Raw genomic sequence first — 24,163 nt, forward strand, 5'->3', positions numbered from 1 at the left:
ATAATTTAAATAATTAAATTAACTACGATTATATTATATTGGATAAAACCTTTAAATGTGTAAGCTAGAATTTTAACAAAAATAAAAATCAATTTGCTTACCGTTTTTTTGATAAAAATTTAGTCCTTATTAATATATTAATAAGGGTTATAATATTAAGCGATATAAAGAACAATTTAGGGGGCAAAGTTAATGTTAATCGGTATTAGCGGTATGGTTGCGAGTGGTAAGAGTGTTTTATCAAAGCGCATCCATGAACATTACAAAACATCAATGTTATTAAAAGAATTTAAGGAAAACGACGTCGTTTTTAATAAATTCTTGGAATGGTTGTATGAAAAACAACCAAATACAGAAATAAGTTTTCAAGCTTATATTTGCGAAAATCACTCAACAAAATTAGAAGAAATTTGACAGGAATTCAAAAGAACTAATAAAAATCCTGATCATGATCACATTATTGTGGATCGTTTCTGTATTGAACACAACATTTTTGCGACATTAATTTTGTCTAAAAAAGGTGAGAAATTTTTAAATGCATATCAATCAATGTTTGATGCAATGATTGATGAAAAAGAAATTCCTGATATCGCAATTTTCTTAGATTTAAATTTTGAAAATTTCAAGAAAAGATTGTTTCTTAGAAACCGTGATGTTGAAGTAGTAAACTTCGATCAAAATTTAGAATATTGGAAAGAATTACATCAAAATTACCGTAAAAAATTCGAATTTTTATGTAACAAGTACAAAGTAAATGCTTACTATATTGATACTAATAATTTAACTGAAGAAGAAGTTTTTCAAAAAGCAATAGAAATTATTGATAACCACAAGAGATAGTCATGATAGTAGCTATTAGTGGAATGGTAGCTAGCGGAAAATCTAGCTTATCTAAAAGATTATCAACGCATTATAAAAACGCAAAATTGTTATATGAATATGAAGAAGATGATGTTGTTTTTCAAAAATTTTTAGAGTGGTTATATAACAAAAATAGTTCAATTGATTTCGCTTTTCAATCATATGTAATTCAAAACTATTCAAGGCACCTAAAACAAGCAATTAATGAAAATTATGAATACATAATCGCAGATCGCTTTAATCAAGAACACTTTATTTTTGCTAAAAACAAACTTAGTTTAAAATCTGATAAGTTTTTAAGAGGATATGAAGCATTATTTGATGTTTTAATCTCAGAAGATAAACTTCCTGATTTGGTTATTTATTTAGACTTAAGTTTTGAAGAATTTAAGAAAAGAATTTTCAAAAGAAATCGTCTAGTAGAAACTTCAACATTCAATGATAATTTAACATACTGGCAAACACTGTATGCTAAATATAAAATTGAATTTCAAAATCAACAAAAAAAGTTTGGATTTAACGTTGAATATTTAGATACAAATAATAAGAATGAAGATCAAGTTTTTAATGAAGCAATTCAGTTAATAAATCGATATAAAAAATAAATAAAAAAACGAGTTCATAGCTCGTTTTTTTATCATTTTTACCGTGTTTTTTTAATTTTTTATGAAACTAACTTCTTAGTATTTTGAATTACTAATTCGTTTGTTTCTGGATTAACTGTGCAAATATATGATTGATTTTTTTCAAGTTTATTTTCAAGAATTTTTTTAGCCAAAAAGTTCTCTACTTCTCTTTGAATATAACGTTTTAATGGGCGAGCACCAAACGCAGAATTTGCACCGTTTTTTGCAACTTTTTCTATAACTTTTTTATCGAAATTAATCACAATTTGTTGCTCTTTAATTCGCTCAGTTAGATCGTTTAATAGTTTAGCTGAAATATCTAAAATATCTTTGTCTTTTAATGAATTAAATGTCACAACTTCATCAATTCTATTTAATAATTCAGGGCGCATGATTTTCTTCAATTCTTGGAATGCTTTCTCTGGATTGTTAGCAAGAATATTTTCTGCACCAATATTTGAAGTCATGATGATGATTGTATTTTTAAAATTCACCATTCGGTTGTGATTATCTTTTAATTGTCCATCATCTAGAATTTGTAAAAGAATGTTTAAAACATCAGGGTGTGCTTTTTCGATCTCATCGAATAAAACAACAGCATAAGGTTTTGTTCTAATTGCTTCAGATAATATACCTGGTTGATCATAACCAACATATCCAGCTGGGGCTCCTATTAGTTTAGCCACTGAATGTTGTTCCATGAACTCAGACATATCAATTCTTACCATCGCTTTTTCATTATCAAATAAACAATAAGCTAATTTTTTAGCAACTTCTGTTTTACCAACACCAGTAGGTCCTAAGAATAAGAATGAACCAATCGGACGATTTGGATCATTAATCTGAGCTCTTCCTCTTAGTACGGCATCTGATACTTTTTGTAATGCTTCTTCTTGACCTTTTACGTATTTTGATAAGTCATTTTTTAAATTCAATAATTTTTGTTGCTCTGATGCCACAAGCTTAGTTAAAGGTATTTTTGTTGATTGCGAAATTACCTCTGCAATTTCTAATCTTGTAATTGAAGTTTTTATTAAATTGTCGGTAAAATTAGACAATTCCTTAGTTTTTCTTTCGATTTCTTCTTGGCGTTTTGGGATCTCTAAATATAACAATTTAGAAGCCATTGTATATTCACCTTTTGCTTGCAATCTTTCAATTTCTGCATTGATGTTATTAACTTCTTCTTTTAATTTATTAATGCGTTCATGAATCTTTTTTTGTTCATTTCATTTATTCATCAACACATCTTGTTGATCAGTTAATTCTTTAATTTCTTTTTTAAGTTGATCAATTCTTCCTAATTTAATTTCAGGATTTTCTTTTTTCTCTTGTTCTAAAGCAGCAAGCTCAGTACTTAAATAAATAACTTTTTGTTTTAAATTATCAATTTCTGGTGGTAGTGAATGAATAATTGTTTTAATTTTTGCAGCAGCTTCATCAATTAAGTCAATTGCTTTATCAGGTAAATAACGATCTGAAATATATCGTGATGACATTTCTACAGCAGCAACTAGAGCATCGTCAAATATTCTTACTTTATGAAATGCTTCTCATCGTTCTTTTAAACCACGCATAATTGTTAATGCTTCTTGTTTGCTAGGTTCATTAACAATGATCTTTTGCATTCTTCGTTCTAACGCACCATCTTTTTCGATGTACTTACGATATTCATCGATAGTTGTTGCACCAATAACTTTAATTTCACCTCTTGCCATCATTGGTTTTAAGATATTAGCAGCGTCCATGGCTGAATTAGAAGAATTCTTACCCATTCCAACTAATTGATGAATTTCATCGATAAATAAGATGATTTTACCGTTAGATTTCTTAACTTCTTTTAAGATATTATTTAATCTACTTTCAAAACTTCCTTGGTACTGAGTCCCAGCAATTAATGAAGATAATGACAGTTCTACTACTTCAACATCTTTTAGATTATCAGGAACATCATTATTAACAATTTTTCTAGCAAAACCTTCAACAATTGCGGTTTTACCAACTCCTGGTTCTCCAATTAAAACTGGATTATTTTTATTTTTACGGCTTAATATTTCTATTAGTCTTCTAATTTCTTCTTCTCTTCCAATTGTGGGATCAATCGTATTCTTAACAATTTCATCATTAAGATTTCTTGAATATTTATCTAATGAACTTTTTTCTTCTGATGGTGTAAAACTTGCGAACATATTTTTAATCTCCTAACAATTGCTACAAATTAATTATAACAAAAATTAGCACTCGTTATTGTTGAGTGCTAATAATTGAATTGTTTGTTTTTATTTATTTTTAATAATAAAAATAAAAGTTCTGCTTTTTTAATTAAAAATCCTAATAAAATGATAAAAACCCTTTAAACTAATACGATGGATGTAGTTAAAGGGTTTTTGTTTTAATTTATCAAAGATAAATTAGATTTTTAATAAGCCATGGAATTTGCTAATAGCGTCTTTTGCAGCTCTAATTTCAGCACGGTGGGTATTAATATCTGTTCCTTGACCATACATTATTCCGCCAGCATATAGATTTACTGAATAAAGATTATTTTCTTGATCAAAACGTTTGTCATAATAAATCTTCATATTCAAACCAGTTGAATGAATAATTTCTTGGAAGATTGATTTGTAATCAATAGTTTCAATCAATTCACCGTTTGAGTGATAGCCAATAATTGTATCTTGTAAGATCTTTCTTACAGCATACTCGCCTTGATCTAAATATAATGCTCCAATGAATGATTCAAAAATATCTTCTAAAATTTTTGGAGATAAAGCTGTTGATTTAACACCAAAGCCAACTTTTACATAATCAACTAATCCTAATTGTTTAGCTGCTTTAATTAAAGTTTTTGACTGAATAATCTTAATTCGATCTTTAGTCATTTCTCCTTCGGTTGAATCTGCTTGGTTAAATAAATATTCAGCCACAACCTTGTTTATGATCGCATCACCCAAGAATTCTAAACGTTGATAGTTATAATCTAACTTTCTTTCATTTGAATAAGAATTATGAGTTAATGCTTGTTCATAAATTGCTGTTTTATCCGTAGTTATCTTAAATTTCTTTAATAATAAGTTGATGTCATCTGGCTCTTCTTTTGCATAAAAAACATCCTCTTGTTCATCAATACCTTTGTTATTAAATTCGTTAAGATTATCTTGTTTTAAATCATCATAAATAACTGGATAATTATCTTTGATGTAATTAGCAATCTTACCAATTTCTTGATCAGTAATGCTTTGTTGATTATTAAAAATACGATCAACTTTTTTATTAACAAATGTAGGAGATTGATTAGATATTTTTTGTTTTAGGATGTCAGATTTTGTATCACCTGAGTTAGTTTCACTCATTTGAACATATTTTTTAAAGCGATTTAAATAAAAATCTTGACTTGGATTTTCTGGATCTAATCTAAAAGCGTTAATTTTCTTTTTATTAACAACATTTGATTGAATTGCTTCATCTTTAATTTCAATAGTTACTTCTTCATTTTGAATTGCTTCTGGAACATCAAAATATTTCGGAGTATCAGCAATTATTTCATCTTTAATTTCTACTGTTGCTGTTTTATTTTTACTACCAGGTTTTCTTCCTCTTCTTGGTTTAACTTGAACTGTTGATTGATCTTCGTTTTTATCAATTTTTACCGTGTATTTTTCATTTTTTTCATTTAAATCTACAACGTTATTTTCAACAGTTTTTACTTCATTAATTTGTTGAGATTGATCTGATAAATTATCTTGGATTCCGTTATTAGTAATTAAGTTTTGATCTTTTCTTAATTCAGCAACACCTCTAGGTTTTAAGCGATAAGTTCTCTTAACTCTTGAAATAGTATTAGCATCATTTTGATTTAAATTAAGATCAACTGGTGTTTCGTTATTATTCTTTGTAAACTTTCTTTTATAAACACGATTTGTTCTATTAAATTGTTTATTGTCCTGGTTAGTATTTAATTCGTTATTAGTTTGTGAATTTAAAGCACCACCAATTAAACCATTAGTTTTTTGAACTTCGTAACTTTTCTTAATTAATGAATTAATCGGATTAATATAGCCAACATTTATATTTGTTGGTGATTGTTCGTTGTTATATTGATTTCTTTTAATTCTCTTGCGATGATAATATCCTGCTCTTTTTTTATTTTTATCATCAGTTGCGAATTTAGAATCTTTTTTAGTAACTCTAACTTTGTTTTTGTTATTTGTTTTTAAATCGTTTTTATTGGTAGTTGCAACCCTAATCTTCTTAGCTTCTTGAGCGTGAAGTTCTTGCATTTTTTTACGATATTCTGGATCGTTTAAAGGAACTGGTTTATAAGTATGTTTTCTACCTGTTTGGCCTAGTTGGTGTAAAAACTTATTTGATGTTGATAACATCGGGAATAGTCTTGGAACTGGACGATCTTCTCTTGGTGAATTATCAACTTTTTTATCTCTATTTTTTTTAGTTTTTATTCCATTAAATTGTCTTTTCTTTTTAATGTATTTTCTTGGCTTTTTTTGCGTATTTTCTTTATTATTTTCCATAAATATAAAATCAAACTAAATTATCAAAAAAATATAAATTTTATAAATTTAGCAATTAATCTAATTCAAAAAAATTAATTAAATCTTGATTGATTTTTTCAATTAGGTTATTTATTAAACTTTCGTGAGCTAAACGAATTGTTGAATAAAATTGTTTAGCATCGGCTGAACCATGTGTTTTTAATACAAGTTGTTTTAAACCTAAAACAATGGCACCTGCGTTATTTTTATAATCAAATGTTTTAGTTATTTGATAAATAACATTAGCTGAGAATAATGCTCCCAGTGGGTTAATTTTATAATTTTTCTTTAAAATTTTTGCAACTGATTTTAAAGCACCTTCTAAAGATTTTAAAACCAAGTTACCTGAATAACCATCACTAACTAATAAATCGCACTCACCATCAATTAAGCCGCGAGGTTCAACAAACCCCTTAAAGTTAATTGATTGATCGTTTTCTAACAGCTCATGCGCTTCTTTGTGATAATCAAAACCTTTTAGTTTTTCAGTACCAATATTTAAAAGCCCAACAAGTGGTTGATATTTTAAAACATTGACGATGAAAGTATTAGCCATCTTGGCTAAATAATAAAGCTCTTGACCACTAAATTCTTTATTAGCACCAACATCTAAGAAATAAAATCCTTTTTTAGTTGTCGTTGGCACATATGACATAAAACCAACTTTAACTTTTTCATGGATCTTATTAATCATGTTGTAAGTTAATGCCACATAAGCAGATGAAGAACCTGCTGAAACAATGGTATCAACCTCTTTGTTTTTTAATAATTCAATTGTTAAATACATTGAACTATCTTTTTTACGATAAGCACTAAAAACTGAATCATGCATCGTAACAAAATTAGTTGTATGAACAATTCTGTATTTTAAAAACTTTTTGTTTTTAATCAGTGGCTCAATTTGGTTTTGATCACCTACTAAAACAAAGAATAAATCTGGATGTTTTTTAGCGTATTTAATAACGGCTTTGACTGCTTCACTAACTGGGTTTTCAAACCCCATACAATCAACGGCGATTTTAAACATTATTGAACACCTACATAATATTGATATATCTTTTGTGATCCGTTAATCGCTTCACAATAAATACCAAATTTTTCTGAGATCAATTTAACAATGGTTCTAACTTCTGCACTTGAAGTATTCTTACCATGAATAATTAAAACTAATTCTGGTTTCTTAACTTCTTTGATTAGTTTTTCAACTGTATCTAATAAACACTTGTAGATGTCACGATCACTAACAACAATTTTCTTGTTAATGATTCCAATGAAGTCATCTTTTTTAACATTTAATCAGTTATATTTAATGTTTTTAACTGAAGTTGAAATGCAAGCAGAACCTGTTGATTTGATGATTTTGTTTAATACTTTAATGTTATTTTTTAAAGTATCAGCACGCATATAACCACTAATTGCACTTAATGATTCAATGAAGTTTTGGCAGATCACCAATTCACAATTAATGTATTTTTTAATTTGAGCAATTGCTTCTTTAGCAGCCAGCGCTAGGTTTGTATCATCAATAACGATAATAACGTTCTTAGATTTAACTTTATAGATTGCTTGAATGAAGTCTCTGATTGTTGGATTACCAGTTGCTGATGTATCAATAAATTGATCAACATCATAATTTTGAACAACCATTTTACCCAACACTCTTGAAGGTACGGTTGTTAAAATTCCTGTTTCATCTTTAAAGTTTTTAGCTTTTGATAAATCAATGTTGGCAGAAGCTTTAATTTCAGCAGTTTTATGATTATCCTTATCATCGTCTTGCTTACGTTCTGAAACTTGACGATTCATATTTTCAATCTTAACTTTTAAGAATTCACCATAAACTTGCGCTTCTCTTAGTACCACATCTGGAGTTAGTGTATGAGCATGAAGTTTAACAATACCATCATCTTGGTTATTGATTAATACCAATGAATCAACAACTTTTTCAATATCTTTTTTGAACTTAGATTCATTAAACTTCTTCTTAGTTTGGCTATCTTCAGCTTTTAGACCAACTTTTAATAAGAATTCTGTACAATACCCATGACCTTCTTCAACTAATTCTTGTTCAGCTTTTGAAGATAGAGCTTTTTTATTAGCAAACTCTTTATCATTGGCAATATTTGAGAAATCTTGAATTAGTTCAGCTTGCATTCCTTCTAAGAATGAAACTAAACCAAACCCACCAGAATCAACAACGCCAGCTGTTTTTAGTGCTGGTAACATTTTTGGTGTTTGTTCTAAAGCATTTTTAGCAGCATTGATGGCAATTTCAAACAATTGTTCAACGCTTTTAATTTCATCTTGCTTCTTCTTTAATTCTTCTGCTGTTAATCGAATTACAGTTAAAATTGTTCCTTCAACAGGAGATTGAATAACACTATAAGCAACTTCTTTAGCTTCTGTAAAACAATTAACTAGTTCTTTAATACCAACTTCATTGCTATCTGGTAATGATTTAACAAAACCCTTAATGATTTGCGAAAAAATCACCCCAGAATTACCACAAGCACTCATGAATAATCCTGTTGCAAACACTTTACCTAACTTATGAATACTACTAAAGTTGTTGTCAACAATACTATCAACACCACCCTTCATCGTAATCTTCATATTAGTGCCCGTATCACCATCAGGAACAGGGAAAACATTTAGGTTATTAATGTATTCATATCGAGTTGAAATTACATTATAACCTTCAATAAACATTGTTTGCAACTGTTTGGTGGTTAGTGAATCAGATGCCATAAATAAATATCTATCCTTTTATATCTTTGATTATAAGATTTATGAAATACGGATGATTATCATCCCATCTTGAAAGTTCATAATAAATCGTACTTTGTGCCATTAAGCAAATTTGGTACGGTCTTACATCGTTTTTGCAAACAACTAATATAGTAATTGTATCGTTATCAATAATGATATCTTCATCAGACAATTCACCAACAATTCCAGGAACTAATTTGATAACTTCTTTTAATCAACCTTTGATTAGTTGATCATTATACGTTGTTTTAGTTATTTCCATTTTATTTTCGTATTATTTTATCAAATTTATATTTTTTGTATAGCTACTAAAAAAATCCTTGATTTTTTAAATCTACTAAAAACCAAGCATCAGATTTGGTTTGATATTCGCAATTATCTAGGTATTTCAAAATAAAGTCATCATCATAATTCTTTAAGTCAAAGATGATTTTATAACTATGTAATAGTTGGTGTTTGTAATTATTTTGATTATTTTGATACTCTGGTTTTGAATACTTATAATCACCAACCACTGGGTGATTTAAGTATGATAAATGAGCTCTGATTTGGTGTGTTCTACCTGTAATTAATTCCACTTCTAATAATGAATAATTCAGTTTTTTGAAATAATACAAGGTTGAGTATTTGGTAATAATTGTCTTGTTATGATCGGTTTTATAATCCTGAATTTTTACCAACGATTTAGTTTCATCTTTATATAAATAAGCAGTTTGCGTTGCTTTTTTTGGTTTGATTTCACCATGAACTAAGCAGTGATAGAATTTTTTTAAATCACGATTTTTAATAATCTCATTTAATGCTTGTTGGGCTTTTAGATTTTTAGCAGCAATCATGATGCCTGTCGTATTTTGATCTAAACGATTCACAATACTTGCCACATAACTTTGGTTATTTAAATAATCATATTGGTTGGTAGTCACCAAATAATGCAGCACCCGATTTTGCATATTATCGTGGTGATTTTTATCATTAGTTTGTTGAGCTGGTATACCTAATGGTTTTTCAAAAATAATTAAATTTTCATCTTCAAAAATTAAATCTAATTCTGGTTTTGCTTCAAAGAAATTTGGCAACGCTTTTTTATCATCAGTTCTTTTAAAATCATAATAACTAATGACATCATTAAGTTTTAAGTAATAATCAAAATTAGCTCTTTTATTATTTATTAAGATGTCTTTTTTTCTTAACATCTTATAGATATTTGTTCTTTTATAATTCTTTAAAACTTTTAATAAGAACTTATCTAATCTGATGCAATCATCAACGGTTTTTATCTTAATGGTTTTTTTCATAACTTATTAAGTTCATATAAAATGATGCCCGTTGATGTTGCCACATTCAACGATTCAGCATACTTATTGTTGATGCTAATTTTAATAGTTTTAGTTGCAGCATTTAATAAGGTATCACTAATGCCATTACCTTCATTACCAAAAATAATGATATTACCTGATGCTTGATCAAATTCACTTACATCAATTGCATTAGGTTGATTGGCAGTGGCAATCAAACTTAAGCCTTTTTTATTGATTACTTCAATGAATTTATTAAGATCATGAATGATACTAATTTGGTTAGAAAAAATCGCACCAGCTGATGCACGTATTAATTTGGGATTATATAAATTAACTGAATGATTGATAAAAATCTTATTCAAATCAAAAGCAGCTGCGTTTCTTAGAATTGTGCCTAGATTGTTAGGATCTTGAATGTTATCTAAAAATAAGTAATTATATCGATCGCTTAATTCAAATGATTGGTGGTTTAATTGTTTAATTAAATAATAAAAATAACAATCCCCAGCTTGGGTGTTAATTTCTTTTAATTCTTGATTTAATTGATCACTAATTTCAATTCATTGAACTGGATGATCTTTTAATTTGGTTTTGATTTCATTAATAATTTTTTTATCAAAACTTTGCGTAACAAAAATTGTATGAGGTAATCAATTATTGTTTAAAGCAATTAAATTATTCTTAATCCCTCCAACACAAAAATAATCACTTAAATGTTTGTTATAACCATTTTTATAAGCAATTTTTAAATCTTTAAAAATTGGGTTATTCTTCGAAGTTATCTTATGAAAGTTGATCATTATCAATTGTTTTTAAATAATCATCAAGCACTTTAATTAATTTATAAAAATCCTGCTTGTTGTCTAAACTAAAACCACTGGCAAACTTATGACCACCACCATTAAACATAGCAGCAAAATGGTTAATTGGAATATCGTATGAACGGATTGAACCCTTTCATTTTTGTGATTGATCATCAAAATAAATTGCCGTTCAAATTTTTACACCATCAATATTATTCAAAGCATGAACCATCGTCATTGGTGATTTGATACCAAAGCGTTTGTGAGCACCTTTTCTGATTGCAATGTATGCTAAGCCGTTATTGGTAATTTTGGCGCGATTAACAACGTATGAATAATATTTGTGTTCTAAGATTGGTTTTAAATAAACAGCGTCATGCACTTCATTACGATTAAATCCAGTGGCTAGGATTTCTGCTGTCATTTTAAAGGTGCTTGGTGTTGTTGCTAAATATAAAAATCGACCAGTATCAGTAATAATTCCCGCATAAATATATTTGGCAATAATCGGTGTTAATTTAAAGCCCATTCACTTAATAAATCAACCAATCATCTCAGCTGTTGATGAATATGTTGGATCTACTCATTCAATTAAACCGATCGTTTCAGTTTTAGGGTGATGGTCAATCCGAATAATTTCTTTTACTAACTTATGTTGTCCAGTTAAAATCCGTTCAGCATTAGCAGTATCAAAAACAATTCCCAATGATTTTTCTAAAAATTCAATATCCACCTGGTGTTTTTCAAACGGAAATAAACTAGCACCCAATTCTGGGTCTAGTTTATATGTCCCTGCCACATAAACTTTTTTTTCAGGATAAATATTGTTAACTAATTCTTTAAAAGCAAATGCTGATCCTAAAGCATCAAAATCAGGTCGTTCATGAACGAAAAAAGTAAGGTGGTCAAATTCCTTAACCTTAGCTCAAATCTGATCATGCACTTCTAATTGTGGTCTCATGGTTGGTTTAAATCAAATATCTTTATGTCTTGATTAATTGAAGCATCAATCACGACATCTAAAAAATCTAGTGATGCTTCAATTTTGTTAATTGTCTCAATCTTAGGATTGGTAGTTGGTTTTTTAGGAGCATAAATTGAACATGCATCATCATAAGGTAAAATAGAAACTTCATAGGTTTTTATTTTTTTAGCATGATCAATTATTTGGTTTTTATCATAACACAATAAAGGGCGAAGCACTAATAAATCTTTAGTTGCATTCGAGATTGTTTTCATGCTGTTGATTGTTTGTGATGCTACTTGTCCTAGTGATTCACCCGTAGCAATGCAATCATAACCATATTTTTGCACAAGTTTTTCAGCAATCTTATAAAAAGCTCGACGCATTAAAGTGATACGGTAATTTTCATATTTTGAATGTGAAAGTTCTTTAAGAACATTACTAAAATTATGAATAAAAATTTTCGCATCATTAACTTCATTATGCTTGGATACAATTTGAGCTAATTTAACGGTTTTATCTAATGCTTTAGCACTTGTATGTGGTGGTGTGATGAATGTTAAATAATCAACATGCATACCTCTTTTGTATAAAAGATCACTAGCCACAGGTGAATCAATTCCGCCTGATAATAAAACTAAAACTTTACCAGATGATTTAATTGGCAATCCATTTGCGCCTTTATATCGTTGTAAATATAAAACAAATTGATCTTTAATAATGTCGATATAAATCTCGTTTGTTGGATCATTAAGATTAATTGAAATATTTTTATTTTTTAAACAATGACCTGCTAAGATTTTTTTAATACTTAAACTATCATGTGGATATGATTTATCTTTTCTTTTGATTTCAAAAGCAATTTGATCATTATCATTAGCTAATGCTAATACTTCGTTTTTTAAGATTTCAAGATCGTTAATTAATGTTTTAACAACACAAACATAATTAATCCCAGGGATCTTAACTAAGATTTTAACTAAATCATCCTGATCGCTTAATTGATAATCACTAATCTCTAAATGATCATATAATGACATCACTTTAAGATTGTATTGTTTGATTGCACTAATGATATTTTGTTTGAGTTGATTAATAAAATCAACACGATTGTTATTTTTTAATCACAATTCACCAAATTTAATGACAATCTTATGGTTATTTTGATTCATAAATCAACTTTAAATAATTCTGTTTTTTCTTAAAAATTCTAAATCAGCGTGACCAAATTTTGGACTGATTCCTGTTTTGATATGATCGTTGTATCATTTTTCAGCTTGATCAATATAAGGTTTAACATCAGCTGGATCAATTTGCATATCAACGATTTCAACAACCCTTTTGTTAATATCAAGTTTTTCTGGATATTTATAATCTTCTGGTCGTAAAAAAATGATGCCAAATCGACCATATTTTGCTTTTCTTAAATATAGATACAATGACAATTGCATTACATATTCTTTTTTAACCACTGGTTTTTGGTTTTCATCATATCATTCTTCATACTTAGCACGTTTTTGCTTAACAATCGGCATGCCATCATTATCTAGCATCATTCTTAATTCATCATTAACCGTTTTATAAACCAACTTATCAATTGATGAAGTTTTAATTTCTAGCATTGGATGGTTTTGATCATAAATAATTTGACCGTTCTCATCAACAGGTTCACCATCAGGAATTCCACCAAAGATCGGATTCTCCTTAAAAATATCATAACCAACTCTATTTGGTTCATAAGCTTTATAATTAACTTTGAATTTTTCAATGACAAAATCACGCACCTTGGGTTCAATTTGCACCCCTGCATTGGCTAATGTTGGATCCATACTTTCAGAATAAAGATTAACCATCTTTAATCATTCCATAAATGGCGAACTATAAGCATTCACTCCTAAAACAGTCGGAAACCTACTACCTGTGATTTTTTTAAACCTACTACCATAAGTTTTTTTATAGTTATCAGTTAAGATAATTTGATTGTCTTTGATAAAAAAACAATCTTTTAGATTGAGATCTTTTTTAAATGGCATATGTATTTATTAAAATTAATTATATAAAAACGATGTTTAATAAAAGATATGTCATTAATGATAGTTTAAGTATAAAAAAAATCGACATTAACCAAATTAATGGTTTGTATGATTATTTTTTAAAAGTAAAAAATTATCATTACATTGGATTAGATGAAAATAATTTTAATCTTGTTAGCTTAGAATCTTACATTCAAAATCAAGTATTGTTGTGATCTAAAAAACAAAGATATTGTTTTGTAATTTATCAAAATAATGTGATTGTTGGTTTCATTACGATTAATATTGATAAAAATAAGGGTAAGCTTAATTATTTATTGAATAGTGAAAATGATAGTTTATTTATTGATTTAATTAAATTCATTATCAAGATATCAAGATCAACTGATTTGAATTGAATTTATTTAGAAATTCATAAAGATAATCAAAAAACTAGCAATATTTTACGAGAAATTGGCTTATATCGTTTAGAACTTGTTGATCTGATTGAGATAAATATTTTAGAAAATCAATCAATGTTAGCATCTTATGATTATTGAGCTAAAAAAGTTTAAATCTTTTATAATATTTAAGGTATAAAACCAAACTGCGCCCATAGTTCAATCGGATAGAACATCTGACTTCGGATCAGACGGTTATGGGTTCAAGTCCTATTGGGCGCGCCATTAAGAACTAATAAACTAACTAAAACAAAAACCAGGGTTTTCCCTGGTTTTTTTATTTGTTTAAGTGGTTATTGTTGGTTATTTTATTCGGGTTGGTTGTTGCTTGAATCTGATTGGTTTTGAATTTCTTGCTTTTGATCAGGATTGTTTAATTCTTGAATTGGTTTAGGGAATTTAATATCTAGTTCTTGTCAATTCGGGATTTTTTCTAACATTTCTTTATCAAAGAAAAACTCATTAAATTGTTCTTCTAAATTGATTCTTTTCTCAACTTTATATGTTTTTTGAATTGACAAACGAATTGAACGAGCACACAAACCAGAAATTAAACAATTGATTAATAGAACAATGAATGGAGCTCAGTTAAATAATATCCTCAAGTCAGAATTAATATTTAAATCTAAAAAGGTTAATGAAAAGTGATCAAAAATTGGTAAATAAAAAGCAACCAAGTAAATTAAACTTATAAAAGTTCAATAAAAATATAAGAAGTAATACTTTTTAGTTAAGATTTTTTTATTAAGAATTTTTTCGCAACTTTTTACAAAACCAACATAAGTAAATGAACCTAAAAAAAGAGTATAGTTTAACGGCAAAATTAATGATGTAAATCCACCAGTTAAAAATCTTGCTGATAACGAATCACTCGTTCAATTATTAAACCGCTCACTACTAGTTATTTTTCCCATTACAAAAGCTAATTTAGCATTATACGGTTTAAAGTAAGAAAAGATATTATTACCTAATCCATAAGTAATTGAATGCAATAAATGCTGATAATATAAATCAATAGCTTTTTGATCTAAATCAATTTTTTCATCACAAAACTTTATTGATGATGATCATATTCAACGTTTAGTTAAAAATGCCAAAATAAGATTTAAAGCAATTATCACAGCAGAAAACGATGCATATATTCCGACGTTTAAAATTATTAATTGATTATATGTTAAATTAAAAGTTGATTCTTTATTTTCTGGATTATTAATAAGCCATGGAATTAAGAAAAAAACAATAGGTATCATTATTAAAATTAAAATCGTCGGGATTAACAATGATATTGTTGGTAAATGATGAAATCTTTTCTTAATTTGGGGATGAATAAATAATGCACTTCATGCTGCACAAATTTTGATTAAAATAGATACATTCACAAACGGCATAATCATAAAGAACAACGGTATTTTTAGTTGTTTAAATTGATATAAATGCCAATAATCGTAATTCTTTTTTGATAAATACATCTCTATTTCTTTCGATTAAACAATAGTTATTGTTAATTATATTTTATAGCATGAATTTACTTCTTAATCAAAATTATTAAAATATGTTGATATACAAAAAAATCATAGGTTTAAAACCTATGATTCTTTGTTAAACGAAGTTATTCTTTTTTCTTCTTTTTATCTTTTTTCTTCTTAGCTTTTTTCTTGTCGTCTTCGTCGTCGTCTAAGAAGTCATAATCATCGTCGTCATCTTCACCTTCTTCTTTATCAAAGATGGCTGCTGCTGCGTCTTCGTCGAATTGTGATAATCAGTCATCAGCATCAACTGAGTCAGTATCAACACCCTTGAATACAGGAATATCAGCTTCGATATCAACTTCTTCTGGATCACCTTGAACATATACGAATCAGTTACCATTTTCATCAAAGTCACCTTCGTATCATTCTCATTCACCATCTTCTAGGTAGTAACCGAAGTTTTCATTACCAATGTAGTCATCAAAGTTGATTTCACCGTTTTCATCTGCATAAATTCAGTGTTCACCTTCAACTTCTACTTCTTCAACTTCTTCACCTTCAGCTTGTTCAGCTTCTTCTGAACCTTCTTCATCAGCTGGTTGTTCTTCTTCGTATTCTTCGGCTGCTTGTTCGTATTCTTCGGCTGCTTGTTCGTATTCTTCAACAGCTTCTTCTACAACTTCTTCAACTGATTCTTCATACTGATCAGCAGGTTGTTCTTCAACAACTTCTTCTTGATATTCAGCTTCAACTTCTTCGTATTGTTCATCAGCTGGTTGTTCGCTATATTCTTCTTGTGCTGATTCTTCTGATTGAACTAAGAATTCTTCACCATCAATTGCTTGTGTTGGGTCAGCTTCTAATTCTTCTTGTTCAATTGGTTCTAATGAATCAACTTCTTCAGATTCTTCAACTGCTGCTTCTTCAACTTGTGAGCTGAAATCAATGATTTCAGGTTCTGGTTGTTCATCTTCGCTGATTGTTTCAACTTCTTCTTGTTCTTGTTGTTCTTCAGCTTGGATTTGTTCTTCTACTGATTCTTCTTCTGGTTGAGCTTCAACTTGTTCTTCATCATTTCTGAAGAAGTTATTTTCTTCATCGAAGTAACCATCTCAGATTCATTCTTCGTTTTCATCGTAGTGACCGTATTGATCATTACCAACGAATTGTTCTCAGTATTCAACTTCTTCTTCAACTACTTCTTGGTCTTCTTGAGCTTCTTGTTGTGCTTCTTCTTGAACTTCTTCTTGAGCTTGTAGTTGTTCTTCTTCTATTGATTGTTCAACATCAGCTTCTTGTTGAGCTTCTTCTTGTGCAGTTGAATCACCTAATCCAGAAGCAAAGTCAATAATTTCTGGTTCTGGTTGATCTTCTTGGCTGATTGCTTCAACTTCTTGATCTTGTGAAACTTCTTCTTCTGAAATTGCTTCTTCTAAGCTTTCATCAGCGCTAGCTTCATATTGTTCATCAGCTGATTGTTCTTGTTGATCAGCTTCGTCATTTCTAAAGAAGTTTTGTTCTTCATCGAAGTAACCATCTCAGATTCATTCTTCGTTTTCATCGTAGTGACCGTATTGATCATTACCAACGAATTGTTCTCAGTATTCAGCTTCTTCTTCAACTACTTCTTGTTCTACTTCTTCAGCTTGAACTTCTTGTTCAACTTCTTGTTCAGCTTCTAATTGTTCTTCGTCAGCTTGTTCAGCTTGAACTTCTTCTTCAATAGCTTCTTCAACTGATTCAGCTTCATCAGCTGCTTGTTCTTCTTGTTGTTCTTGTGAAGTTTCAATATCTGCTAAGTCAGATACGAATTCTTCTGGTTGTTCTTGTTCTAAAGCAGTTTGTTCAACTTCTTCTTCGTTTCTAACGAATTCTTGGTTTTCATCGAAGTAACCATCTCAGATTCATTCTTCATCTTCGTTGTAGTGACCATAGTTTTCATCACCAACCAACTTCATTCAGAATTCTTCTGCTTCTTCTTCAACTGGTTGTTCAACTTCTTCTTGTTCTTCAACTTCTTGTTGCGCTTCAGAATCAGCAGCTAATTCTTCAACTTCTTGATCTTGTTGAACTTCTGGTTCAGCTTGAACTTCTTGTTCAACAGTTGTCTTATCTTCTTCTGGTTGTTCTTCTTCAGAAATTGCTTCTTCAACTGTTAATTCTTCTTCATCAGCTAAATCAGATACTAATTCTTCATCTTGTTGTGTTTGTTGTTGACTAGATGTTTGAACTTCAACTGGTTCATCTTCTAATTCAACTGTTGGATCTAATTCTAATTGAACTTGTTGTTCTTCTGTTTTTCTTTCGAAAATTTTAGCTTCTTCTTCGAAATCTTCTTCAACAGTTGTTTTATCTTCTTCGTCAAACTCTTGTTCAACAGTAGTCTTATCTTCTTCTGCTACTTGTGCTTCTTGTTTTTCAACAACTTGTTCAGTCGTTGTTTTATCTTCTTCTAATGAAGCGTCTTGTTGAGCTTCTTGTTCAACAGTAGTTTTATCTTCTTCTACTGGTGTATCTTGTTGAACTTCTTGCTCAGTTGTTGTTTTATCAACTTCTTGTTGAGCAGTTTGTTCTCCAACAACAGCTTCAATTGATTCTTGAGCATCAATTGATACTTGATCTGGTTTTTCAAACGCTTGTGCTGGACCTTCAATGATTGTTGTAGGTTCAGTTTGAATTTGTGCAGTTTGTTGTTTTAATGCTTCTAATTCTTGTTGAAGTTTTTCTAATTCAGCTTCAAGTTCTTGTTTTTGAGCTAATTCAGCTTCTAGTTCACTGAACGATTCTTCTAATGCTTGTTCAACTGTTGCTTGAGCAACTTCTTGTTCAATAACGTCACTAGCAACTTCAACATTTACTGTTTCAGCACTTAATTCTTCATCAGCAATCGTTGGTTGAACGATCGGTGCTTGAACTTCTTCATGAGCTTGTGGTTGAACAACTGGTTCTCTTGTTGTTGCAATTTGATAGTCAGCTGAAACTAATTCAACTTGTGAAACATCAACACTTAGTGCTTCATCAGCAGTAACTTGATCAACAAGGTTGATTTCAACGTTAGCTAAATCAATTTCTTTTGTTGCAAAGACATCAACAACTGGTTTAGCCGGGGCGCTTACTTGAATTTGTTCAACTGGTGTAGGTGCTATTGCTAATACTGGTGAAATTGTTAATGTATCAGTTGATTTAAATTCAAACGCAGGTTTTTGTTGTGCTGGTTGAACTACTTGTGGTTGAACAGCAACTGGTTGAATTGGTTGAGCAACACTTGGTGCAACTGGACTAATAGCAATTGGAGTAACTGGAGTTTGAACAGCTTGAACAACTGGTGTTTGACTAACTTCTGTTTGTTGCGCTTTTCAGAAGCTTTGAGGTTCAAACTTATCAGTAGCTAATTCAACATTGTTAATATCAACATTAATTGTTGATACTTCTTCAATAACACTGTCTTGAACAATCGGTTGAACGATTGAACTTTCAGCTAATGTTGGCTTAAATTCAAATAAAGCATTAACAGTTGGTTGAGCAACTTCTTGTTGAGCAACTTCTTGTTGAACAACTTGTGTTTGTGGTTGAACTAATTGTTCTTGTGAAACTACATCAGATGCATGTTTAATTTCAGCGTATGGTAGTTCAGAAACTGTATCAACGAATTGGTGAAGGGTTTTGTAGTTAGATTTAGTTGGCTTTACAAATTTAATTGAATCAGTTTTCTTAGTTGATTCAACTTCTTGTTTAGTTTGTAACTCAACTTCTTCTAATAGTTTGTTTGCTGTTGGTGTGCTATCTGAAATGAAGTTTTGGTTTTCATCAAAGTAACCATTTCAAACTCAAACATTGTTCTTATTATAGAATCCGTAGCGTTGATCACCAATGAATTGGTTGAAGAATGGTTCAGCATCTTGTTTTTTAGCTTTTAATTCTTCAGTTGGTTTTGCTTCATACTTAATGAATTCTTCTTTTGAAGCTGGTTTGAAGTATTCATCTAAGTTTGTATCTTCTTCTAGAATTGAAGTTCTAGAAATTGTTGTTTTAGTTTGTTTTAATTGTTCAGTTACTTCGTGCTTGTTGCTTGGAATGAATTCATAATCATCATCGAAGTATCCATCAAATACTCAGTCATTATTAGTATTGTAGTGACCGTATTTTTCATTACCAACAAATTCTAATCAGAATGGTGCTTGGTTTGATGATCATTCATCTAATACAGATGCATCAACAATAGCATCATCATGGATCTTAGCTTTATCTCAAGTTAAAATGCCATATTCTTCATCAGTTGATTTTTGGTAGTATGACTTAACAAGTTCGTTCTTAACTTTTTGTTGAGGTTTGAACTCAATAACTTCATCAGCAGTTAATTCAGCACGTGGTGATTTAACTTCTGGTTCATCTTCTGGTTGTTCTTGTTCATCAACATAGACAACACTTGTTTTTGAAGGTTTGAATCTTCTAGATTCAGCTTCAAATTCAAGGTTGTTTTGATTGTTTTTCTTTCAAGATTCAAACAGACTTGAGAAGTTAGATTCAGAAGCTTGTGCATTGTTGAATAAATCAAATTCAACTTTATCAGGTTTGAAGCTACCATCTTCATCAAAGTGACCAGTTCAGATTCAAATACCATCGTTGTCGTAGTATCCATACTCTTCATTACCGATGTGTTTTTTGTATCTTGGATCATCCAACAACATCTTGTGTAGGTCAGATTCTGGAGTGATCTCAGTAGTTTTTAAAACCTTAGGTGCAGCTGGTTTTTTAGGATCTTTCTTCTTAGGGAAGCTTTGTTTTTGTTTTTGAGCAAGAACTTCTTCTTCAGTTTTAAATTCGTGAGTTGGGTCAGGAATTCAGTTTAATTCTTGGTCAAATACCCCGTGTCAAATTCAAACTTTTGAAGAACCTTCAAAGTGACCATAAACAGGATCACCAATTAATTCTTTTCAGAATTTCTTACGTTCTGATGATTTGATTGCTGATAAGATAACATGCTTAGTTCCATAGAACGGCACTTCTTCTTCATGAGTGAATGGAATTCATTTTTGAAGTTTAGAGAACTTACCTTTTCAGTTTCAAGTTTTGTTGTTATAGAAACCATAGTCACTATTACCAACAAAGCTTTCTCAGAATCTTCTTGAAGGGTCAGTCTTTTCTTCATTGAACATTTCATCGATCACTTGGGTTGGAACGATGCTGTTTTTAGATTCTTGAGTTGAGTTGTCGTTTAAATCAAATAAACCTTGTGGAGTGTAGATTTCTTCACTTGTAGAAGCATCTAAATCATAATCATCAATGATGTCTAATTCTGTTGATTTTTCATCATCAACAATTGGTTCATCAGCTGATAATTGAGCTTGTGAAGCTTCGTATTTGATTTGCGGTTGAATTGTATTGATGATTTCATCATCTAATAAGCTTAGATCTAATTCATCATCAACGCTAGCTGTATCAAATTCTTCAAAAGCAGCTAATTCTTCATCAAGTTTTTCAGTATCAATTAAATCATCAATTTCAAATGATCAAACGTTATTTAATTGATCATCAGCTTCTGCTTGTAAGCTTAATTCAACTTCTGGTTTAACAACTTCTTGAGTTGGGCTTGTTGGTTGATATTCAACAGCTTGAACTGGTTGATTGTTATCAGCTTCAACAGTAGCTTGGTTGATAATAACAACTTCTTCAAGTGCTGGTTTTTCTTCTTCACGAACAACTGCTTCAAAGTTATTTTCAGTTGTTGGTAAGAAGTCTTCTGTGCTTAATTTAGTTTGTTCAATTAAAGCAGTTGCTTTTTCTTCTGTTAATTCGATTACTTTAGTTTGTAATCGTTCAATCATTTCGTTTTGTTTTGCAACAATACGAAGTTGTTCTTTCATTCGTTTGTTGAACGAATGAATAATGTGACTTAATTCTGGCTGTTTGTTTGATTGTGCTACTACTAAATTGTTTTGTGATTGATTTTGGTTATCAACTACTGTTAATTCAGCTGTGCTAGCAAACGGATCAAAGTCCATTAATTGTTGAGTGTAGTTACTTTGATCTTGTTTGTTTAATTGATTAAATCCTGCTGGTGCGTATGGGTTTTGGAAAGGATTTTGGTTGTTGAACGGTTGATTAAATCCAGGGTATGGTGGATAGAAATATGGCGCAAACTGATAAGGGTTTTGGTAAGGGTTGAAATAAGGATTGAACGGTGGTCTGTTGTATGGATTGATTGGACGAACATATCCTCTTGGGATATACATTCTAGAATAAATCGGTTGGTTATTCTTATCAAATCCATTAACTCTTGGTTCAAATGGTTTTTGATTTTGATTAAAACCTAATGATGGATTGTATTGATCATCATTAAAAATATCGTGATTTTGGTTTGATACAACAACATCATTAAAGCTTGGGTGGTATTTATTTCTTACAACAAATTCACCTTCTTTTTCACTATTCTTATCGTGTTGCATTTCATTAGAAATCACAACTCTTTTTTCATCGATGTTTTTTAATTTCTTGAAATGATCACTATATTTTTCTTCTTTTAACTCTTTAGTGTATTCTAGTGCTGAATCAGCATAGAAAGCTTCAGCTTTGATTTCGTCTTTAATTTCTTCTTTATTCTTAATTGTATCTGTTGAAGCTTTTTTAGCTAATAGTTCAAAATTGTCTTTTTTAGACTCTAGATACTTTTTGTAATAATCTGAATAACTTAAAGATTCTAATCCTTTTTTAGAAACCTGTTTTTTATTACTTCCACCTAATGATATAGAAGCTGGTTCATTTTTAGAAGTTTTAGTTTTCGCACTAGCAGATTTAAGATCTACTTTTTTCTTTTCAGCCATATTTAAATATATTTAATTAATTATTATAGCTTGTGTATATACACGGCAAAAAACCGTGAAAACACAGTTCATATATATTTTATGATAAAAAACTTTAATTTTAATTTATTTTATTGGATTTTTCTTAGCATTTTTTCTTTTGTAACCTTCAACTAAGCGTTGCTTGACTTTTTGTTCAATTGCTTGACGTTTAGCTTTAGCTTTAACTTTGTTAATTTGACGCTTAACTTTTTTCTTATATCCAGGTTGAACTTTTTTAGGTGCTTTGATTAAGATTTTCTTAATTTCTTCTTGTAAGGCAACGTCTGCTGGTTTTTTAGTTTGTTTTTTAATTAGTTCATATCTGGTTAAGCTTAAATCACGATTAATTTTTAAGGGAATAAAAACAATTTTCTTTTGTTCTAGACGATGAATAATTGCATCATCATTGGGATCATATAATACGTAAGATTCACCCTGATAAATTGATCGTGATGTTCGTCCTGATCTGTGGATGTATCAAATGTCGTCTTTTGGTAAATTTCACGAAACAACATGAGAAACGCCATCAAAGTCCATTCCACGAGATGATAAATCTGAAACGATTGCGTATTTCACTTTTTGGTTTTTGATTAAAGTGTATTGTTGCTTACGTTCTCTTTTATCAAGTTTTCCATGTAATACTGCGAAAGGGATTGTATTGGTTTCAAATCAGTTTTTAATTTCAGCAATATCACTAATTCTGTTTACAAAAATCAAACAAAGGTATGGATCAATATTTTTAATAATTGCTTCTAGTGAATCTAATTTATTTAAGCTCTTGTTTTTAATCAGATAATGTTTGATATTTTCATGAACTCAAATTGATTCTGAAACATTAACAGGTTTGACATTTTTAATAATTCGTTTGATCTTGTTAACTAAATCATCATGTAAAGTTGCACTAAATGCTGAAATACATAATTTGTTATTAGCATTTGTTAAATAGGTTTGGGCATTAATTAAATCATCAATAAAACCTTGATCAATTAACATATCAATTTCATCATAAACAAGATAACTAGTTGATGTTAAGTTTCAATTAACTTTATGATTAATTGCTTCATTAAAACGTTTTGGTGTTGAAATCAAAATATGTGGTGGATTGTTTTTGATGCTTATTAATTGTTTTTCAAATTCCACACCACCAACAAAAGAACGAACTTTGATTTGCTTATTGTGCTTGATAAATTGATCTAAAACATTTTTAATTTGATTTCCCAATTCTCTGGTTGGCACGATAATTACTGCTTGAATTAAGTTCAAATCAGTTTTTAAATTTTGCAAAATTGGTAATAAAAAAGCTAATGTTTTACCTGTTCCTGTTGGAGCAACTCCAATAATATTTTTTTTATTAATTAACGGTAAAATCGCTTCTTTTTGAATTTTAGTAGGTTCATTAATTTTTAAATCTACTAAGGTCTTTTTAATGAAGTCTTGTCAATGATAAATTTTATTCATATCTTTATTTTAACGATAAAAAATAAGAAGTTTCAAACTTCTTATTT

Annotated in this window: 16 protein-coding genes and 1 tRNA gene; 4 read left to right on the plus strand and 13 right to left on the minus strand. The window is 29.6% G+C overall.

The window, feature by feature from the left end; translation table 4 throughout:
* The first annotated feature begins 192 nt into the window (after positions 1-192).
* Together JJE79_RS02585 and JJE79_RS02590 are read left to right on the plus strand one after the other, a co-directional pair.
* Complete coding sequence (locus tag JJE79_RS02585; RefSeq protein ID WP_222926072.1) at positions 193-840, plus strand: deoxynucleoside kinase; 648 nt, start codon at positions 193-195, stop codon at positions 838-840.
* A gap of 2 nt (positions 841-842) precedes the next feature.
* On the plus strand, positions 843-1,466 hold the full coding sequence (locus JJE79_RS02590; RefSeq protein ID WP_222926073.1) for a deoxynucleoside kinase: 624 nt from the start codon (positions 843-845) through the stop codon (positions 1,464-1,466).
* 59 nt (positions 1,467-1,525) lie between these two features.
* Here JJE79_RS02590 and JJE79_RS02595 read toward each other — a convergent pair whose 3' ends face one another.
* The 10 genes from JJE79_RS02595 to JJE79_RS02640 form a co-directional block, all read right to left on the minus strand.
* On the minus strand, positions 1,526-3,676 hold the full coding sequence (locus JJE79_RS02595; protein ID WP_222926074.1) for an ATP-dependent Clp protease ATP-binding subunit: 2,151 nt from the start codon (positions 3,674-3,676) through the stop codon (positions 1,526-1,528).
* A gap of 222 nt (positions 3,677-3,898) precedes the next feature.
* Positions 3,899-6,019 carry a ribonuclease III gene (rnc, locus tag JJE79_RS02600; RefSeq protein WP_222926075.1) on the minus strand — a complete coding sequence of 707 codons (2,121 nt, stop codon included), beginning with the start codon at positions 6,017-6,019 and terminating at the stop codon, positions 3,899-3,901.
* Positions 6,020-6,074: 55 nt separating this feature from the next.
* Positions 6,075-7,067 carry a phosphate acyltransferase PlsX gene (gene plsX, locus JJE79_RS02605; protein WP_222926076.1) on the minus strand — a complete coding sequence of 331 codons (993 nt, stop codon included), beginning with the start codon at positions 7,065-7,067 and terminating at the stop codon, positions 6,075-6,077.
* The gene (locus tag JJE79_RS02610; protein WP_222926077.1) at positions 7,067-8,788 is read right to left on the minus strand and encodes a DAK2 domain-containing protein; all 1,722 of its coding nucleotides are present in this window, start codon (positions 8,786-8,788) and stop codon (positions 7,067-7,069) included. Before JJE79_RS02610 ends, plsX begins: the two co-directional genes overlap by 1 nt.
* 10 nt (positions 8,789-8,798) lie before the next feature.
* A complete protein-coding gene (locus tag JJE79_RS02615; RefSeq protein ID WP_222926078.1) occupies positions 8,799-9,071 on the minus strand; it encodes a hypothetical protein in 273 nt (90 codons plus the stop codon).
* A gap of 46 nt (positions 9,072-9,117) precedes the next feature.
* A complete protein-coding gene (locus JJE79_RS02620; protein WP_222926079.1) occupies positions 9,118-10,104 on the minus strand; it encodes an RluA family pseudouridine synthase in 987 nt (328 codons plus the stop codon).
* A complete protein-coding gene (locus tag JJE79_RS02625; RefSeq protein WP_255565821.1) occupies positions 10,083-10,907 on the minus strand; it encodes an RNA methyltransferase in 825 nt (274 codons plus the stop codon). The genes JJE79_RS02620 and JJE79_RS02625 overlap by 22 nt, the downstream gene beginning before the upstream one ends.
* A complete protein-coding gene (locus JJE79_RS02630; RefSeq protein WP_222926081.1) occupies positions 10,891-11,871 on the minus strand; it encodes a bifunctional oligoribonuclease/PAP phosphatase NrnA in 981 nt (326 codons plus the stop codon). The genes JJE79_RS02625 and JJE79_RS02630 overlap by 17 nt, the downstream gene beginning before the upstream one ends.
* Positions 11,856-13,046, minus strand: coding sequence for a tRNA uracil 4-sulfurtransferase ThiI (gene thiI, locus JJE79_RS02635; protein WP_222926082.1), 1,191 nt, complete (start codon positions 13,044-13,046; stop codon positions 11,856-11,858). Before thiI ends, JJE79_RS02630 begins: the two co-directional genes overlap by 16 nt.
* Positions 13,047-13,055: 9 nt before the next feature.
* Complete coding sequence (locus JJE79_RS02640) at positions 13,056-13,907, minus strand: MPN551 family DNA-binding protein (RefSeq protein ID WP_255565822.1); 852 nt, start codon at positions 13,905-13,907, stop codon at positions 13,056-13,058.
* 32 nt (positions 13,908-13,939) lie between these two features.
* On the opposite strand from JJE79_RS02640, the gene JJE79_RS02645 reads away from it, so the two are divergent.
* Together JJE79_RS02645 and JJE79_RS02650 are read left to right on the plus strand one after the other, a co-directional pair.
* Positions 13,940-14,461 carry a GNAT family N-acetyltransferase gene (locus JJE79_RS02645; protein ID WP_222926083.1) on the plus strand — a complete coding sequence of 174 codons (522 nt, stop codon included), beginning with the start codon at positions 13,940-13,942 and terminating at the stop codon, positions 14,459-14,461.
* Positions 14,462-14,495: 34 nt separating this feature from the next.
* Positions 14,496-14,572 (plus strand) — tRNA-Arg (locus JJE79_RS02650).
* Positions 14,573-14,655: 83 nt separating this feature from the next.
* Here JJE79_RS02650 and JJE79_RS02655 read toward each other — a convergent pair.
* The 3 genes from JJE79_RS02655 to JJE79_RS02665 form a co-directional block, all read right to left on the minus strand.
* A complete protein-coding gene (locus JJE79_RS02655) occupies positions 14,656-15,816 on the minus strand; it encodes a hypothetical protein (protein WP_222926084.1) in 1,161 nt (386 codons plus the stop codon).
* A gap of 140 nt (positions 15,817-15,956) precedes the next feature.
* Positions 15,957-22,637, minus strand: a complete 6,681-nt coding sequence (locus JJE79_RS02660; RefSeq protein ID WP_222926085.1) for an EAGR box-containing protein — start codon at positions 22,635-22,637, stop codon at positions 15,957-15,959.
* Between the two features lie 105 nt (positions 22,638-22,742).
* Positions 22,743-24,116 (minus strand): DEAD/DEAH box helicase, encoded by a 1,374-nt coding sequence (locus JJE79_RS02665; RefSeq protein WP_222926086.1) that lies wholly within the window; start codon positions 24,114-24,116, stop codon positions 22,743-22,745.
* Positions 24,117-24,163: the final 47 nt, after the last annotated feature.

Source organism: Mycoplasma sp. E35C, from assembly GCF_019873825.1.
GTDB lineage: Bacteria > Bacillota_I > Bacilli_A > Mycoplasmatales > Mycoplasmoidaceae > Mycoplasmoides.